An 18,969-nucleotide genomic window follows, 5' to 3' on the forward strand; every position below is an offset into this window, starting at 1 on the left:
TATTTATGAAAATTAAACTTCCGATAATAGGTCTAATCTTAGTAAGCATACTCACATGCGCACAAGATAAAAACCCTACAAACACAAAGAATACCTACGAGGTTATTGTAGAAGGCTTAAGTATACCTTGGGGATTTACATTCTTACCTGATGGTACTATGCTAATAACTGAAAAATCAGGTCAATTATTTCATTTTAAAGACGGCAAAAAGATTGAAATATCAGGATTACCAGAAATATACTTGAGAGGACAAGGAGGTTTAATGGATATTACACTGCATCCTAACTACAAAGAAAATGGATGGATCTACTTTTCTTACGCATCACCAGAAGGTGAAGGTGAAGGAGGAAATACTGCTGTAGGAAGAGCTAAGCTTAATGGAAATAGTTTAGTAGATTTTGAAGTTTTGTATAAAGCCAATCCAAATTCAAGAAAAGGACAACATTTTGGTTCTCGATTAGCTTTTGATAATGATGGTTATCTTTATTTCTCTATTGGAGAACGTGGTGATAGAGATGTAAACCCTCAGGATATCACCAGAGACTGCGGAAAAATTTACCGTACAAAAGACGATGGTACAATTCCAACAGACAACCCGTTTTACGATGTTGAAAATGCAAAGAAAGCTATTTATTCTTACGGACACAGAAATCCTCAGGGCATGATATTACATCCAAAATCTGGAGAAATATGGACTCACGAACACGGTCCAAAAGGTGGTGATGAGATAAACATAATAAAAAAAGGTAAAAACTACGGATGGCCTGTTATTAGCTATGGAGTAAATTATAGCGGTACAAAATTTACTGACCTAACTGAAAAAGAAGGTATGGAACAGCCTCTTCATTTCTGGGATCCTTCAATTGCACCCAGTGGAATGGCTTTTATTGATAGTGATAAATATGGTGACTGGAACGGTAATTTATTAGTCGGTTCATTAAAATTTCAATATTTAGATATGTGTACTTTAAAAGACAACAAAGTCATTAAAGAAGAACGTTTATTAGATGGCATAGGCAGAGTTAGATCTATAGAACAAGGTCCGGACGGTTACATATATGTTGGAGTAGAAAATTTAGGAATTGTAAAACTCATCAAAAAATGATAAACACTTTTAGGCTGCTACTCGTTATGTTATTAGTGACTTCCTGTAATTCTACAGACAAGAAAAACAACAACGCAGATTATTCAGCAAACACAACAAATAATACATTAGATCCACAACTCAAGGACAGCTACGAGCGAGGCAAAGCTGTCTATAACGACCTATGTATAACCTGCCATATGAGTAATGGTGAAGGTGCACCAAAAGCGTTTCCTCCTCTTGCACAATCAGATTACCTAAAAAACAACCAGGAAGCTAGCATAAAAGGTGTAAAAAAAGGTATATCTGGCAAAATTGTAGTCAATGGCATTACCTATAATAGCGTAATGACTCCATTAGGCCTTAGCGATGAAGAAGTTGCCGATGTTATGAATTACATAAACAACAGTTGGGGAAATAATTACGGCAAAATGATTACAGCAGAAGATGTGATAAAAGTCATTAAAAACTAGCCTTAATTAGCTAACTTTGCAGAACTAACTAAATCTAAACATTTACAATGCTTATAATCGGAATTGGTGGCGGAACAGGATGCGGAAAAACCACAGTTGTTAATACAATTCTAAAAGAACTTCCAGAAGGAGAAGTTGGTGTTATCTCTCAAGATTCATACTACAAAGACACATCTCATTTAAACTTTGAAGAGCGTGTAAAAATAAATTTTGACCACCCTCGCTCTATTGATTTTGAACTTTTAGAAGAGCACTTAAAAGAGTTAAAAAAAGGAAGAGCTGTAAACCAACCTGTTTACTCTTTTGTTAAACACAACAGAACAGGAGATGTTATTGTTACGCAACCTCGAAAAGTAATGATTGTAGAGGGTATTCTTATATTATCTCATCCAGAAATTAGAGATTTATTTGATATTAAAATATTTGTACACGCAGATTCAGACGAGCGCCTTATACGTCGTTTAAAAAGAGACATAACAGAACGTGGACGAGATATTGACGAGGTTTTAAACCGTTATCAAAACACCTTAAAACCAATGCATCAGCAGTTTATAGAACCTATGAAAGAGTATGCCGATATCATAATTCCAAATAACAAATACAACACGGTTGCTGTAGATATCGTTAAAACGATTATAAACGAAAGATTATAATGAAACTATTAAATAATAAATATCTAAAACCCTTTAAGAACATCTATGTTCTGGTATTGGTTGTATTTATTATCTGGATGCTTTTTTTTGATGCGCATTCGTGGTTTTTTCATCATGAGTTAAATTCTGAAATTGAAGAACTAGAATATCAAAAAGAGCATTACAAAAACGAAATTGCAAAAGACAATAAAGCTATAAAAGAGCTTAGTACAGAAGAAGGTGTAGAGCGTGCAGCACGCGAAAATTACTACATGAAAAAAGATAATGAAGACATCTTCATCATAGAATACCAAGACAGCATAGCCAAAAAAGATAACGATGAGTAAATCCTTATTCAAAGATTTTGAAGGTGTTTCCTCAAAAGCCTGGAAGCAAAAAATACAAGTAGACCTCAAAGGTGCAGATTACAACGACACCTTAATTTGGCATACCAACGAAGGTATAGACGTTAAACCGTTTTACCATTCTGATGAATTTGAAAACTTATCAGAAGTTTCTGCAAGCAAAGCCACGCAATGGAAAATCTCGCAAGTCATTGAGGTAGAAGACGCCAAAGAAGCTAATACAAAGGCTACAGATGCCATTGCCAGAGGTGCCGAGCACATAACATTTGTAGTTAAGAATGAAGATTTTAATCTTGAAGAACTTCTTAGTCAAATAGATTTGGAAGAAACAAGCATACGTTTTAAAATGCAGTTTCTTTCTTCAAAATTTATAGAACAAAATGCTGCTGTATCTTCTTCTGGCTTAAAATTACATTTTGATACAGATATTATAGGACATCTTGCCAAAACAGGTAATTGGTATACAAACTTAAAAGACGATCACGAAAAATTTGATGCTATTGTAAAATCATCTTATCAATTTTCAATAGATGCAAGTCTTTACCAAAATGCAGGTGCTAATATCGTTCAGCAATTGGCTTATAGTTTAGCTCATGCTAATGAGTATCTCAATCATTTCGATAATCTATCTGATGAAATAAAAGAATCGATAGAAGTAACTTTCAACACAGCAGTTGGCTCAAATTACTTCTTCGAGATTGCCAAACTAAGAGCACTTAGACAATTATGGGCAACACTTGCTACCGAATACGGTTTTAACACTAATTGCAAAATAATTGCAATACCAAGCAAACGCAACAAAACTATTTACGATTATAATGTGAACATGCTTCGTACCACAACAGAATGCATGAGTACGGTTTTAGGAGGTGCAGATATTGTAGCCAATCTAGCGTACGACAGTTTGTATCACAACCCAAACGAATTTGGAGATCGTGTTGCTCGCAACCAACTTTTAGTACTAAAAAATGAAAGCTATTTCGATAAGGTAAACAATCCTGCAGATGGCGCTTATTATATTGAAAGTTTAACCGAGCAGTTAGCCGAAAAAGCATTAATTCTATTTAAAGATATTGAAGCTAACGGAGGTTTCTTAAGTCAATTAAAAGAAGGCACTATTCAAAGAAAAATAAAAGAAAGTGCCGATAAAGAGCAAGTCGATTTTGATGCTGAAAAACTAATCCTTTTAGGAACTAATAAGCATCCAAATCCTGATGATAAAATGAAAGATGATCTTGAAGTGAGTCCGTTTTTAAAAATTGAAAAACGAAAAACTATAATTCAGCCTATAATTGAAAAAAGATTGTCTGAAAAATTAGAAATCAATAGATTAAAAAATGAATAAAATGTGGTAATAAAAAAATCTATAGTCGCTTTCTTATGTGTTTTTAGCTTTGCTATTTCATTTTCAAACGTTTATTCACAGAAACGACATATAGAACTAAAAAAAATTACCACAAATAAAGTTAGAAAACTGTTCGATAATGATATTCTCATTGTTCACACAATACACAAAAAATATAAGGGAATATTAAAAATAATAGATAAAAAGATGATTTCAATCAATGGTAAAAAAATTAGAATTGAAGATATCATCAAAATCGAAAAGAAAGAATAAAAGGTAAACCATGAGTCGCAAAAACCTTCAACATATAGAACTAAAAAGCAAGTGCCAAGAGCCAAATGCTAACAGCCATTTTATTACCGCTGAAGACATTAAAGTAAAATCTAATTATTCAAAAGAAGATCTAAAAGATTTAGAACACTTAGATTTTGTAGCTGGCATTGCTCCTAACCTTCGTGGCCCATACTCTACCATGTATGTTCGTAGACCTTGGACTATTAGACAGTATGCAGGTTTTTCTACCGCAGAAGAAAGTAACGCGTTTTACAGAAGAAATTTAGCTGCAGGACAAAAAGGACTTTCGGTTGCTTTCGATTTAGCTACACACAGAGGTTACGACTCAGACCACGAACGTGTTGTTGGCGATGTTGGTAAAGCTGGTGTAGCCATAGATTCGGTTGAAGACATGAAAATCCTCTTCGATCAAATTCCATTAGATAAAATGTCGGTTTCTATGACCATGAATGGTGCTGTATTACCAATCATGGCATTTTATATTGTGGCTGCAGAAGAGCAAGGTGTAAAACCAGAATTATTAGCAGGTACAATTCAAAATGATATTCTAAAAGAGTTTATGGTGCGTAACACTTACATTTATCCACCTACTCCATCGATGAAAATCATTTCAGATATTTTTGAATACACTAGCCAGAATATGCCACGTTTTAACAGCATTAGTATTTCGGGTTACCACATGCAAGAAGCTGGTGCAACCTGCGATATTGAGTTAGCATATACTCTAGCTGATGGTTTAGAATACATAAGAAAAGGCTTAGGTGCAGGTATGGATATCGATACGTTTGCTCCGCGTTTATCGTTCTTTTGGGCAATTGGCATGAATCACTTTATGGAAATTGCCAAAATGAGAGCTGCACGTATGCTTTGGGCAAAACTCGTGAAACAATTCAACCCTAAGAACCAAAAATCTTTAGCTTTAAGAACGCATAGCCAAACGTCTGGTTGGAGTTTAACTGAGCAAGATCCTTTTAACAATGTTGCCAGAACATGTATTGAAGCTGCTGCTGCTGCTTTTGGAGGCACACAAAGTTTGCACACCAACGCACTAGATGAAGCGATTGCCTTACCAACAGATTTTTCGGCACGTATTGCACGTAACACACAGATATATCTTCAAGAAGAAACACATATTACCAAAACTGTAGATCCTTGGGCTGGTAGTTATTATGTTGAAAGTTTAACTAACGAAATTTCTGAAAAAGCCTGGAAACTTATTGAAGAAGTTGAAGAATTAGGCGGAATGACAAAAGCTATTGAAGCCGGAATTCCGAAATTACGCATTGAAGAAGCTGCTGCACGTAAGCAAGCACGTATTGATTCTGGACAAGATATTATTGTTGGTGTGAATAAATACCAACTTAAGGAAGAAGATCCGCTTCACATTTTAGAAGTAGACAACCAAACGGTTAGAAACCAACAAATAGAGCGCCTTAATAATATAAAAAGTACAAGAGACACCAAAGCAGTTAAAGATGCTTTAGCAAAATTAACAGCTGCTGCAAAATCTGGTGAAGAAAATTTATTAGCTTTAGCAGTAGATGCAGCAAGAAAACGCGCCACACTTGGTGAAATTAGTGACGCTCTTGAAGCTGAATTTGGACGTTACAAAGCACAAATAAAATCATTTAGCGGAGTGTATAGCAAAGAAATAAAAGACGACGAAAGCTTTAAAAAAGCCAGAGAATTAGCAGACCTGTTTGCAGAACAGGATGGTCGTAGACCACGTATAATGATTGCAAAAATGGGACAAGATGGTCATGACAGAGGTGCTAAAGTTGTAGCTACTGGTTACGCTGACGTTGGTTTTGATGTGGATATTGGCCCATTATTTCAAACACCTAAAGAGGCTGCTAAGCAAGCGGTTGAAAATGATGTGCATATTTTAGGCGTATCTTCTTTAGCTGCAGGACACAAAACTCTGGTGCCACAAGTTATTGAAGAACTTAAAAACTATGGCAGAGAAGATATTATGGTTATTGTTGGTGGTGTTATCCCAAAACAAGATTACCAATATTTATTCGATGCTGGTGCAGTTGCAGTCTTTGGACCAGGCACCAAAATCAGTGATGCTGCCATTCAGATTTTGGAAATTTTGATTGATTAGTTTTTCAATTTTTAACCTCATAAAAAAAGCCCTTCAAAATGAAGGGCTTTTTTATTTATAATTCACTCTTATTAATCATCAACTTTTTCTTTGGTGTCTTTAATTTCAAATTCTTTAAAATCACCTCCATTAACAACAGACCATTCTTTCATTTCTTTAAAATAAGTCTTAATCGCTTTATTTACATCTTCAACGGTTAAGCTTTTTACCTTCTTTTCAATATTTTCATGAAAAGTCATATCTCTTTCATAATAAAGATTATTGTTAATAGTACCTGCTAACTCATTGTCTTTTGCTCTAGATACACTTTGCGCTTGTACCCAACCCGCAACTGCATCGTCTAACTCTTGTTGTGTAATTCCGTCTTTTATAAAACGTGCAATTTCTTCTTCAAATCCTTTTTGAACTTTAGCTTCGTTTTCTGGCGCGTAGATAGCGTAGATATACATTCCAGAATTTTTATCATCCTTATCTCCATCTACATTAACTCCACCTCCTGCGCCATAGCTTACACCATCTTGTTGACGTAACCTAGTTGCTATACGAGAGTTTAAGAAACCACCACCAAACACAGATCCAGCTACTTGTAATGCTGCATAATCGTCATCATATTGGCTACACTCAAAGTTTAAGAATCCTAAAGTGAAGGCATTCTTTTTGTCAGGAGTTTTTATTTGTTCGTTAGCAGGATTATTAGCTGTGTAAGGGTCTTTAATTTCAGAATATGGTAAATCAGATTTAAAATCTGCGTATTCCTTTTCAAAATAACTTTTCAATTTTGCTTCATCAATATTACCAATGGCTACTAACGTTGCGTTGTTTGAAATTCCGTAGAAATCATCATAATAGGCTTGCATTGCTTCTATTGACACATCATTAATAGCTGCCAATTCTTCTTCCATAGACATGTTGTACAACGGATGCCCTTTAGGATATGTTTGATTAATTTCACCCAAACGTTTTTGCACTAAGTATTGTGGTTCTGTTTTATTACGTTCGATATTTGCAATATCCTGAGTTTTTAATTTATCTAATTCCTCTTGGCTAAATGCTGGTGTTTTTAACATCTCTGTCATTAAATCTAAAGTTTCCATAAGATGCTCTTTGGTAGATGTTACATACGCATAAGTTCTACCATTACCTCCACTAAAGTACACACTAGATTTAAGCTCACTCAGTTTATCTTCAATATCTTGTCTAGATTTGGTTTTAGTACCTTTGTTAAGCATTCTGGCAGTATAACTTGCTACACTTCCTTTGTTCATTAAATCATTGACACTACCATTTCTAAAGGTAAAATTGACATTTACAGTTTCTCCTCTATTATCTTTTTTTATGAAGCCATACTCAATACCTGTTTTTCCTATTGTACCAGATTCTAAACGATCTTGAATATTAGCATAAGACACATCAAAAGCCTCACCTGTACTTAGAGCTTCTTTTCCTTTGTAATTGGTTACCAACTCATTTAAACCTTCGGTATGTGGAATATCAATACGCATAGGTTGCTTTGTTGGTATAAAATTCCCAACGGTTCGGTTTGTTTTTATAAAGTAATTACTTAAAACTTCATTAACCTGTTCTAATGTTGCAGCCTCGACACGATCTCTGTGGATAAACATTAATCTCCAGTCTCCAGCACCTATAAATTCACTTGTATAAGTTCCTAAGTACGAAGAATTACGAAGCATTTGATCCATCTGTTTTCCAAGATTTGCTTTTGCACGTTTTAGCTCTTCTTCTGTAATTGGGTTTTCACGCAATCCGTCAAACATTTCTAGCAAAGTAGTCTCAGCCTCAGCTAATGATTTATCCGAAGGCACATCGACATTAAAGTACATAAAACCTGGTTCTTTAGTAAAAGGAGAAAAGCTCCATATTGAAGATGCTTTATTACTCTCTACCAAAGCCTTATACAAACGACCCGAAGGCTGATCTGTAAGAATATTTTCTACTAGTGCTAAAGGTGCATAGTCTACATGAGAACCTGCTGGTGTGTGATACAATGCAGAAACCAATTGTAAATCTCCCACTCTACTTAATTCTACTCTTTTTTCGCCATCTTGTGGTGGCTCTATAGTTGGTACATCATTTAACGATATCTCAGGGTTTTTAATACTACCAAACTTCTTTTCAATTAAAGCAAGTGTTTTGTCTGTATCAAACTTTCCTGTAACCATTAATACAGCATTATCTGGTCTGTAATATTTTTTGTAGAATGCTTTTAAGTTTTCAATCGGAACACGCTCTATATCAGACTTGTTACCAATGGTAGACTGACCATAATTATGCCATAAAAATGCAGAGCTAATTACCTTTTGCATCAGTACACTTGTTGGTGAATTTTCACCAGATTCAAACTCATTTCTTACTACTGAAAATTCGGAATCTAAATCTTTCTTTGCAATGTAAGAGTTTACCATACGATCAGCTTCTAAGTCTAAAGCCCAATCTAAGTTCTCATCTGTAGCATTAAAAGTTTCAAAATAATTTGTACGATCGTACCAGGTAGTACCATTTGGTCGTGCTCCATGCGATGTTAATTCTTTTGGAATGTCTGGATGATTAGGTGTGCCTTTAAATACTAAATGCTCTAACAAATGAGCCATACCCTTTTCTCCATAACCTTCGTGCCTAGACCCAACTTTATAGGTAATATTAACTGTAATGGTTTGTGAGGAATTGTCTGGAAACAACAAGACTTTAAGTCCGTTGTCTAATTTGTACTCTGTAATACCTTCTACTGAGGCTGTCTGCTTTGTCTGTGCCTCTGCTATTATAGAAAATAGTAAAGCAAATGCCAGCACAAACGCAGTGCGGAAATTAGTTTTCATGTTTTTGATTAATTTAATGGTTCTGTTAAATTTAAAAATTAAGATTTAAAATATTGTTAAATTATTTCATTTATTCTTTTTGTGTTTAAATACAATCATGAAAGAATCTGAAAACAGATTTTGAACTAAAAAATTAGTTAAAAGAATAATAAATCTTTCCATATCAAGTTATTATAATTAAATTACAAGAAATTTCTTATAATTTAAACTATTAATCTTTAAACCATCAATCAATGAAAAGAACACTTCCCAGAGTGCTCAACACTCTTTTTGCATGCTTTTTACTAACGGCTTATGTTGGTAACTCACAATCAAAAACCGCAGAACCATCCACTACTCTGCCAATTACTTCTGAAGTAAAAATAGGCAAGCTGTCTAATGGTCTTACCTACTATATTCAAAACAATGGTAAACCAGAAGACAAAGTAGAACTACGCTTAGCTATTAAGGCTGGATCCATACTAGAAACTAAAGACCAATTGGGTCTTGCGCATTTTATGGAACACATGAATTTTAATGGCACAAAACATTTTAAGAAAAACGAATTAGTGGATTACCTACAAGGTATTGGTGTAGAGTTTGGTGCAGACTTAAACGCCTACACTAGTTTTGACGAGACAGTATATATCTTACCTATACCGAGCGATGATCCCGAAAAATTAGACAAAGGGTTTGAAATCCTTCAAGATTGGGCAGGTAATGCTTTATTAACCGAAGAAGATATCGATGATGAACGTGGTGTTGTTATTGAAGAATACAGAACACGTTTGGGTGCCTCTACCAGAATGCAATCTAAATATTTAGACAAAATTGCGTACAAATCGCGCTATGCAGAACGTCTGCCTATTGGAACTTTAGATAATCTAGAAAATTTTAAATACGAAAGCATTAGAAACTTTCAAAAAGATTGGTACAGACCTAACCTAATGGCTGTTATTGCTGTTGGAGATTTGGATGTAGAAACTCTAGAGCAAAAGATAAAAGATAACTTTAGTGGACTCACTAATCCTAAAAACGAAAAGAAACGTGACGAATATTATTCTGAAAACCACAAAGAAACTCTCGTTGCTATTGAGTGGGACGAAGAAGCCACAGGAAGTCAGGTTTCAATCTATTATAAAGACCAAGGCAACACTAAAAAAACAAAAACTATAAAAGATTATAGAGATAATATGGTTGAAGGTCTTTTTGATCAGATGATAAATAATAGACTTGCCGAATTTAGCAACAAACCTAATCCTCCTTTTATTTTCGGGTTTTCTTACAATGGACGTATCATTGGAAACAAAGATGCATACCAATCCTTTGCTCAAACAAATGAAACAGGACAACTAGAAGCTTTAAAAGTGCTTCTTGAAGAAAACGAACGTGTAAAACGTTATGGCTTTAAAGCATCAGAACTAGAGCGTGCAAAAAAAGATTATTTAGCCAGATTAGAACGTCAATTCAATGACAAAGACAAAAGAGAATCTAACAGAATTGTAAATGCTTATGTTCAGCATTTTTTAAGAGAAAATCCAATTCCTGGTATTGAGTGGACTTTCGAATTTGCTCAAAAACAACTACCAAGCATTCAACTCAAAGAAGTTAACAGCCTAATTACTGATTTTTTACATGACGATAATAGGTTGGTCATTTTAACAGGTCCTAAAAAAGATGGTCTTAAAAAAGTAACAGAACAAGAAGTTATTGATCTACTCAACAAAGTAGAAAACGCAGATATTGAAGATTATGAAGATGAAGCTGTTCGTGAAGAATTAATGCCTGTAAAACCTAAAAAAGGTAGCATTGTACAGCAAACCACAAATAACGAAGGTAAGCTTAATGAAACCAAAACATTTGTTCTTAGTAATGGCGCAAAAGTAACTTACAAAAAAACCGACTTTAAAAACGATGAAATTTTAATGGAAGCCTTTAGTTATGGTGGTACATCGTTATATTCTAATGAAGAATTAAAAGAAACTTCTAGCGCTAACAGAGGTGTATTTGAAGCTGGAATTGATGGTGTTGACAAAAATGAAATGGCAAAATTAACATCTGGAAAAATTGTTAGAGTAAGCCCTTTTATAGGTGGAAATTCTGAAGGATTTAGAGGTTCTGCCTCACCTAAAGATTTGGAAATGATGTTTCAAATGATTCATTTGTACTTTACTAAACTAGACAAAGATCCTGAAGCTTTTGCATCTTATATCTCTAAACAAAAAGCCTTTTTAGGCAATATTCTTTCTAATCCAAGTATTTCATTTTCTATAGCATTAAGTGAGTATTTAAACGAAGGAAACCCAAGATACACAGGTTTTCCAGACGAAGAAGCTCTAGACAATGCTAACTACGATTTAGCTTACGAAAAATACAAGGAACGATTTGCTAATGCAGGTGATTTTCACTTTTACTTTGTAGGAAACGTTGATGATGATAAACTAGCAGAATATGCAGAAACATACATTGCTTCGCTTCCTAGTAGCGAAGAAAGAGAAATGTATAAAGTCTTTGATTTTAGACCAAAAACTGGATCACATGAATTTAATTACAACAAAGGAACCGAACCTAAAAGTCAAGTTCGTTTATCATTTTCTGGAGAAACCGAATACAATAAGGATGAAGCTAATGCAATGAATGCCTTGGGAGAGATCTTAAGCATCAAGTTAATTGAAAAACTTAGAGAGGAAGAAGGAGGTGTCTATGGTGCTGGTGCAAGAGGATCCATAAACAAAATACCTTATGGTAGTTACAACTTTAGTATTTCGTTTCCTTGTGGACCAGACAACGCTGAAAAACTAGCAGACGCTTCTATTGCCGAACTTGAAAAAATTATTAAAGAAGGCCCAACTGAAGCTGACTTAGACAAAGTAAAAAAAGCCATGCTACTCTCAAGAAAAGAAGATTTACAACAAAACAGATTTTGGTTGTCTCAAATAAAAAATGCAGACTACAACAAGAGCGACTTGGATAGCATTTTAAATTTTGAAGAAAATATAAATGCTATAACAACACAAAACGTACAAGATGTAGCCAAAAAATATCTAACAGATGGTTATGTAAAAGCCATACTTATGCCAGAGAAATAGCAGTTTGGCACCAAAAAACAAAAAGCTGCTTGATTCTATTTTCAAGCAGCTTTTTATTTTTCCTAATGTTAACAACTTCAATTTTCAAAACCCATAATAAATTGTATTTTTAAACCCTTAATAAACCAAATCAATTAATGGGTAAAATCATTGCAATTGCTAACCAAAAAGGTGGTGTCGGAAAAACGACAACCTCAGTAAATTTAGCAGCTTCTTTAGGTGCTTTAGAGAAGAAAGTCCTACTTATAGATGCAGATCCTCAAGCTAATGCCAGTTCTGGATTAGGTATCGATGTTGATACTGTAGAACTTGGGTCGTATCAGGTTTTAGAACATACAAAAACAGCAAAGGAAGCAATTATGGCTTCTAATGCACCTAATGTAGATGTTATTCCTGCACATATAGACCTTGTGGCTATTGAGATAGAACTTGTAGACAAGGATGAACGTGAGTATATGCTTAAAAAAGCAATTTCAGAATTAAAATCTGAGTACGACTACATCTTAATAGATTGCGCGCCTTCATTAGGATTATTAACTCTGAATGCTTTAACTGCCTCAGACTCTGTCATTATACCTATTCAATGCGAGTATTTTGCTCTTGAAGGTTTAGGAAAACTGTTAAATACTATTAAAAGTGTACAAAAAATACACAACCAAGCGTTAGATATTGAAGGTATGCTACTTACAATGTTCGATTCGCGTTTGCGTTTATCTAATCAGGTTGTAGAAGAAGTACAAAAACACTTTAGCGATATGGTGTTTGAAACTATTATACAGCGAAATGTAAGACTAGGTGAAGCGCCTAGTTATGGCGAAAGCATTATTAACTATGATGTAAGCAGTAAAGGTGCTGTTAATTATTTAAATTTAGCTAAAGAGCTAATAAAGAAAAATGAATTGTAATGGCGAAAGCAACTAAAAAACAGGCTTTAGGTCGTGGACTTTCTGCGCTACTTAAAGATCCTGAAAATGATATAAAATCTGCAGAAGATAAAAATGCAGACAAAGTTGTAGGTAATATTGTAGAGCTTGATATAGACAGTATTGAGGTTAACCCTTTTCAGCCTAGGACTAACTTTAATGAAGAATCGCTTAGAGAATTAGCTTCTTCTATTAGAGAGCTAGGTGTTATTCAACCTATTACGGTTAGAAAATTAGCATTTAACAACTATCAGCTAGTTTCTGGTGAGCGTCGTTTTAGAGCATCCAAGCTTATTGGTTTAGAAACAATTCCTGCATATATAAGAATTGCCAATGACCAGGAATCTCTTGAGATGGCACTGGTTGAAAATATTCAGAGGCAAGATTTAGACCCAATAGAAATTGCGTTATCCTACCAACGCTTAATTGATGAAATTAACCTTACTCAAGAGCAAATGAGTGAGCGCGTGGGTAAAAAACGTTCTACTATAGCCAATTACTTGCGTTTATTAAAACTAGATCCAATTATCCAAACCGGAATGCGAGATGGATTTATTTCTATGGGTCATGGTAGAGCTATGGTCAACATAGAAAATCCTGTTGATCAGCTTGAAGTTTATGAAAAAATAATAAGCAATAAACTGTCTGTGCGTGCAACAGAACAATTAGTAAAAAACCTTAGCAACCAAGAAGAGGAAGCTCAGCAAGACAAAGCACCTACAGAAGTTCCTAAATATGTAAAAAAAGGAATTAAAGATTTTTCAGATTATTTTGGTCATAAAATTGATGTGAAACTTGGCAAAAATGGTAGTGGTAGAATTACAATACCTTTTCATTCTGAAGAAGATTTCAATAGAATTAAAAAACTAGTACAGCGTGCTAAATAAACAAATTTTCTTTGGCATTCTGTGCATTTTTTCTCTCTCATTTTCATCTGCTCAAGTAGAAAATGACAGTACCAGCATTGGCTTAGATAAAGAAACCGTTTTAATAGACAATGCGCTTATAGAAAAGAAAGAAATTGATCCATTAAGACCTTCTAAAGCAGCCTTCTATTCTGCTATTTTACCAGGTGCAGGACAATTTTACAACAAAAAATACTGGAAAATCCCTATTGTTTGGGGAGCTATTGGCACTGGTGTTTATTTCTACCTAAGAAACGACAAACAGTACGATCGTTACCGCAATGCCTACAAGAGACGTTTAGCAGGTTTTACAGACGATGAATTTTCTGATGCTAACGGTAATCCACTTATTTCTAATGAAGGATTGGTGAGAGCCCAACAGCAATTTAGAAGAAATAAAGAAGTCTCATTATTGGTTACTTTAGGCTTATATGCTCTTAATATCATCGATGCCAATGTAGATGCGCACTTGCTTCAGTTTAATGTAGATGAAAATTTAAGTTTCAGTCCGCATTACCAATACAACCAAATGGAAAACTCAGGCGATTTAGGCTTAACTCTTAACTTTAAATTCTAATGAATATAGCTTTACTCGGTTATGGAAGAATGGGAAAAAGTATTGAAGCTATTGCTTTAGACCGCAACCATAACATCTCTTTAAAAGCAACAAGTTCTACTAAATCTTTCGATTTTTCTAAAACAGATGTTGCTATAGATTTTAGTATCCCTTCAACAGCTGTAAGTAACATAAAAAGTGCTATAGATGCTGGTGTTCCTGTTATATCTGGTACTACAGGCTGGCTAGAGCATTATAACGACGTTATAGAGTACTGTAAATCTAATAATGGTACATTTTTATACGCATCAAATTTTAGTTTGGGTGTCAACATCTTTTTTGAAATTAACAAACAGTTGAGTCGCCTAATGGCTAAAGTAGAAGGCTATAATACAGAGATTGAAGAAATTCATCATACCCAAAAGCTAGATGCACCAAGTGGAACAGCCATAACCTTAGCTGAAGGTATTATTGAAAACACAGAATATAAAAGCTGGACATTAGACAACCCTAAGTCTAATGAAATTCGCATTGAAGCTAAACGCATACCAGAAGTTCCTGGCACTCACGAAATAACTTATAATTCTGAAATAGACTCTATAAGTATAAAGCACACAGCACATAGTAGACAAGGATTTGCTTTAGGTGCTGTAATTGCAGCAGAGTGGATAAAAGATAAAAAAGGCATCTTCAGTATGAAAGATGTGTTAAACATTGGTTAATTTACCAATCATTTGAAACAAAATAAAATATTTTTCAACCGACTAGACTAAACATAACATCATGACTTGGACAGAGTGGTTTATTTTTTTACTGATATTACAAATTATACATGGATTAGGCACATGGAAACTTTATGTTAAAGCTGGAAGACAAGCTTGGGAAGCATTTGTACCTGTTTATAACGCAGTAATCTTAATGAAGATTATTTCGCGTCCTTGGTGGTGGGTTATTCTTATGTTCTTACCAATTGTAAATCTTATTATGATTCCGGCTGCTTGGGTTGAGACAGCAAGAGCATTTGGTAAAGACAGTAAATTAGATGCCTTGATTTGTATTGTAACTCTTGGGTTTTATCTGTATTATTTAAATTATGTTGAAGACGTTAAATACATTGAAAACAGACAACTAAAGCCAAAAACTTCAACTGGTGAGTGGATTACGTCTGTTCTATTTGCTATTGTAGCAGCAACCATTGTACATACATACTTTTTTCAACCGTTTGTTATTCCTTCGTCTTCTTTAGAAAAATCGTTGTTAGTTGGTGATTTTCTTATTGTGAGCAAGATACATTATGGAGCCAGAGGTCCAATGACAACTGTAGCTGCACCTATGGTACACGACACAATTCCAAAGTTAGGTACCAAATCTTACTTATTTAGTGATAAATTTGATGAAAAAGATACCTCTTGGAAAAACAAATTACAGTTACCTTATTTTAGATTACCTGGTTTTGAAGATGTAGAGCGTAACGATATTGTTGTTTTTAATCAACCAGCAGATACACTGTTGGACATGAATGTTTTTACACCAGACCGTAACTACTACAAGCCAATTGATAAAAAGACAAATCTGGTAAAGCGTTGTGTTGCAACACCTGGAGACACTTTAGAAATAAGAGATGGCTATGTATTTATTAATGGCAAACAAAATGTACTACCATCAAGATCGCATTTACAATTTTCTTACTTATTAACTCTAAAAAAGCCTATAAGTTCAGCAAGCGAAGAACGTATGTTTTATAACATGCTAGACAAAGCTGATATTGACGATGGGTTTAGAATTAATCCTAATGGTACATTTTATCTAGCAGCCGCTTCTGATGAAGCTGTTAAAAAACTTAGAGTACAACCTAATGTAGCCAGTGTAGAACGTGTTACTCAAGAAAAAGGTATTGCTGGTAATGTTTTTCCTAGAGATAATTATCACAATGACTGGAATACAGACCACTTTGGCCCATTGTGGATTCCTAAAGCTGGAGCAACTGTACAGTTAAATAAAACAAACATAGGCTTATATAAGCGTGCAATTGGTGAATATGAAGGTAACGAAGTAGTTACAAGAGGCAATGATATATTTATTAATGATAAACAAGTAACCTCTTATACTTTTAAACAAGATTACTACTGGATGATGGGTGATAATAGAAACAATTCTATTGACAGTAGATATTGGGGATTTGTACCCTATGATCATATTTTTGGAAAGCCTGTCTTCATTTGGATGAGCATAGATGGCATTAACGATGGACTTAAAAACTGGAAATTCCGTTGGGACAGAATATTTACAACTGTGAGTGGCTCTGGCGAACGTACATCGTATTTAATTCCTTTCTTAGTAGTTCTTATAGGAATTTATGGCTTCAACAAATGGCGTAAAAAGAAGAAAGCTTCTGCTGCTTAAAATCCTATTTTGATGGATGCCCTTATATATCCTACGTATTTCCCAAACATAGCCCATTTTGTAGCTATGCTTAAATCTGGAGGCGTTTGTTTTGAGGTATGTGACAATTACCAAAAACAGTCCTACAGAAATCGGGCAGAAATCTATGGTGCTAATGGTAAATTAGCTTTAACTGTTCCTGTAAGCTATTCTCAGAAAAACAGACAATTGTATAAAGATGTAAAAATTGCTAATGAAGATAATTGGCAATTACAACATCTAAAATCTTTGCAATCAGCTTACAGCATGTCTCCTTTTTTTGAGTTTTACATTGATGATTTAATGCCGCTTTTTGAAACTAAATTTGACTACATATTAGATTTAAATTTGAAGTGTTTTGAGATTCTAACAGATGGTCTTCAGTTAGAATTAAACGCAACTAAAAGCGTATTTTTTGAAAAAAAACCTTTAAATAAAAGTGATTTTAGACCTTTGGTAAAACGAAATTATGAAGCCAATAACCTAGAACACTACACACAGGTTTTTACAGAAAAGCATGGGTTTATTTCTAATTTAAGTGTTTTAGATTTACTTTTTAACGAAGGCCCTAGCGCGGAGTTATATCTTACACGCCAAAGTACAGAGTTATGCTAAAATTTACCATTCACTATGGTTTGCATTTTGGTCTTCCTTTAGTAATTGCATTAATATTCTACAGAAAGCAGTGGCTAAAAATGTACTGCATTATGCTTGCTGCTTTTATAATAGATCTAGACCATTTATTGGCCAATCCTATTTTTGATTCTAACAGATGTAGTATAAACTTTCATCCGCTTCATAGCTATTATGCTATTACCGTTTACTTTTTTTTACTTTGGAAAAAACCAACACGTGTGTTTGCATTAGGATTGCTTGCCCACATTGTATCAGATAGTGTAGATTGCTTATTTATTTAAGTTTAAAGTAGCTTTTATAGGATAATGGTCCGAAAGACTAATATCATTATACGTCTTAAATCCATTCACTTTAAAACGTTTATCTGCTAAAATAAAATCAATTCTTAACGGAAAGAATTTAATATCAAACGATTTACCAAAGCCATTGCCTGCTTTTTCAAAAGTATCTACCAAATCATCACCCAAAATCTTCTTATAGCTATATGAAAATGCAGTATTATTAAAATCACCAGCTACAATGGTTTTATATGAGCATTTAGATTTATGTTCTAAAAACTTTTCTACTTGAGATTGTTGCTTTTGAAAAGCCCATTTTACACGTTTTAGAAATACTTCTCTTGAGTATTGGCTATTAATATAATCTATCTGTGTATTAATTTTTGCAGATTGCAAATGCACATTGTACACTCTAATGGTATCGTTTCCTTTTACGACATCTACAAAAACGGCATTATTATTTGTGTCTTCAAACTCTAAAGATCCTGAATTGATAATAGGCAGTTTAGAAAAAATGGCATGTCCTCCTTTTACATTTTTTACGTAACGACCATTAAAATCATCATACCCATTTAACTTTATAGGCTTACCTCTTGAGTACTCTTGTATACATAAAACATCGGGAGATTCTCTGTGTATAAAGTCAATGATATCTTCCTTAGTTGTTTTATTAGGCTTCCAATTATATTTATTAAACAACCTTACATTAAAAGACATTATAGAAAGATTATTGGGTTCATCAACTTTTTTTGAAGATGAAAATTTATATAACGACCCTAAATAATTCCATCCTAGAAGCAGAACCACAAGCGACAATAACATCTGCTTTTTTACCTGAAGCAACCAGTAGACAAAAAATACAATGTTTATTGAAATTAAAAGTGGTACTCCCAAACTAAGTACAGATAAAATAGCAAAACTCTTTGGTGGTACGTAAGGCAACAAATAAGAAATGAGCAATAAAAATGCAGCCAACGAATTGGCAATAAATACAAGCTTACTAAAGAATTTTAATTTTTTCATATTCATTAGTCTTAAGCAGTAGTC

General features: G+C 34.1%; 16 protein-coding genes. 14 read left to right on the forward strand and 2 right to left on the reverse strand.

What is annotated here, in order from left to right; genetic code table 11:
- Positions 1–5: 5 nt before the first annotated feature.
- The 6 genes from P7122_RS10345 (at position 6) to scpA (ending at position 6,301) form a co-directional block, all read left to right on the forward strand.
- On the forward strand, positions 6–1,106 hold the full coding sequence (locus tag P7122_RS10345; RefSeq protein WP_278005724.1) for a PQQ-dependent sugar dehydrogenase: 1,101 nt from the start codon (positions 6–8) through the stop codon (positions 1,104–1,106).
- Positions 1,103–1,558 carry a c-type cytochrome gene (locus P7122_RS10350; protein ID WP_278005725.1) on the forward strand — a complete coding sequence of 152 codons (456 nt, stop codon included), beginning with the start codon at positions 1,103–1,105 and terminating at the stop codon, positions 1,556–1,558. Before P7122_RS10345 ends, P7122_RS10350 begins: the two co-directional genes overlap by 4 nt.
- A gap of 47 nt (positions 1,559–1,605) precedes the next feature.
- On the forward strand, positions 1,606–2,211 hold the full coding sequence (udk, locus tag P7122_RS10355) for a uridine kinase (protein WP_278005726.1): 606 nt from the start codon (positions 1,606–1,608) through the stop codon (positions 2,209–2,211).
- Entirely contained in the window at positions 2,211–2,537 is a 327-nt protein-coding gene (locus P7122_RS10360) for an FtsB family cell division protein (RefSeq protein WP_278005727.1), read from the forward strand. Before udk ends, P7122_RS10360 begins: the two co-directional genes overlap by 1 nt.
- Entirely contained in the window at positions 2,530–3,900 is a 1,371-nt protein-coding gene (locus P7122_RS10365) for a methylmalonyl-CoA mutase subunit beta (RefSeq protein ID WP_278005728.1), read from the forward strand. The genes P7122_RS10360 and P7122_RS10365 overlap by 8 nt, the downstream gene beginning before the upstream one ends.
- A 283-nt stretch (positions 3,901–4,183) precedes the next feature.
- On the forward strand, positions 4,184–6,301 hold the full coding sequence (gene scpA / locus P7122_RS10370) for a methylmalonyl-CoA mutase (RefSeq protein ID WP_278005729.1): 2,118 nt from the start codon (positions 4,184–4,186) through the stop codon (positions 6,299–6,301).
- Between the two features lie 71 nt (positions 6,302–6,372).
- On the opposite strand, the gene P7122_RS10375 is transcribed toward scpA, so the two are convergent.
- On the reverse strand, positions 6,373–9,135 hold the full coding sequence (locus tag P7122_RS10375; RefSeq protein ID WP_278005730.1) for a M16 family metallopeptidase: 2,763 nt from the start codon (positions 9,133–9,135) through the stop codon (positions 6,373–6,375).
- Positions 9,136–9,368: 233 nt separating this feature from the next.
- Here P7122_RS10375 and P7122_RS10380 point away from each other — a divergent pair, with 233 nt between their 5' ends.
- From P7122_RS10380 to P7122_RS10415, 8 genes are all read left to right on the forward strand, one after another.
- Complete coding sequence (locus tag P7122_RS10380) at positions 9,369–12,203, forward strand: M16 family metallopeptidase (protein WP_278005731.1); 2,835 nt, start codon at positions 9,369–9,371, stop codon at positions 12,201–12,203.
- 137 nt (positions 12,204–12,340) lie between these two features.
- Positions 12,341–13,108 (forward strand): ParA family protein, encoded by a 768-nt coding sequence (locus tag P7122_RS10385; protein WP_278005732.1) that lies wholly within the window; start codon positions 12,341–12,343, stop codon positions 13,106–13,108.
- Complete coding sequence (locus P7122_RS10390; RefSeq protein ID WP_278005733.1) at positions 13,108–14,013, forward strand: ParB/RepB/Spo0J family partition protein; 906 nt, start codon at positions 13,108–13,110, stop codon at positions 14,011–14,013. The genes P7122_RS10385 and P7122_RS10390 overlap by 1 nt, the downstream gene beginning before the upstream one ends.
- A complete protein-coding gene (locus P7122_RS10395; protein WP_278005734.1) occupies positions 14,003–14,608 on the forward strand; it encodes a DUF5683 domain-containing protein in 606 nt (201 codons plus the stop codon). Before P7122_RS10390 ends, P7122_RS10395 begins: the two co-directional genes overlap by 11 nt.
- A complete protein-coding gene (dapB, locus tag P7122_RS10400) occupies positions 14,608–15,309 on the forward strand; it encodes a 4-hydroxy-tetrahydrodipicolinate reductase (protein WP_278005735.1) in 702 nt (233 codons plus the stop codon). The genes P7122_RS10395 and dapB overlap by 1 nt, the downstream gene beginning before the upstream one ends.
- Positions 15,310–15,370: 61 nt before the next feature.
- Positions 15,371–16,990, forward strand: a complete 1,620-nt coding sequence (gene lepB, locus P7122_RS10405; RefSeq protein WP_278005736.1) for a signal peptidase I — start codon at positions 15,371–15,373, stop codon at positions 16,988–16,990.
- A 12-nt stretch (positions 16,991–17,002) separates the two neighbouring features.
- Complete coding sequence (locus P7122_RS10410) at positions 17,003–17,623, forward strand: WbqC family protein (RefSeq protein WP_278005737.1); 621 nt, start codon at positions 17,003–17,005, stop codon at positions 17,621–17,623.
- Positions 17,617–17,925 carry a DUF6122 family protein gene (locus P7122_RS10415; protein WP_278005738.1) on the forward strand — a complete coding sequence of 103 codons (309 nt, stop codon included), beginning with the start codon at positions 17,617–17,619 and terminating at the stop codon, positions 17,923–17,925. The genes P7122_RS10410 and P7122_RS10415 overlap by 7 nt, the downstream gene beginning before the upstream one ends.
- On the opposite strand, the gene P7122_RS10420 is transcribed toward P7122_RS10415, so the two are convergent.
- Positions 17,914–18,945, reverse strand: a complete 1,032-nt coding sequence (locus P7122_RS10420) for an endonuclease/exonuclease/phosphatase family protein (RefSeq protein ID WP_278005739.1) — start codon at positions 18,943–18,945, stop codon at positions 17,914–17,916. The two genes, P7122_RS10415 and P7122_RS10420, sit on opposite strands and share 12 nt — an antisense overlap.
- Positions 18,946–18,969: the final 24 nt, after the last annotated feature.

This window comes from Winogradskyella marincola (assembly GCF_029624125.1).
In the GTDB taxonomy this organism is placed as follows: Bacteria; Bacteroidota; Bacteroidia; order Flavobacteriales; family Flavobacteriaceae; genus Winogradskyella; species Winogradskyella marincola.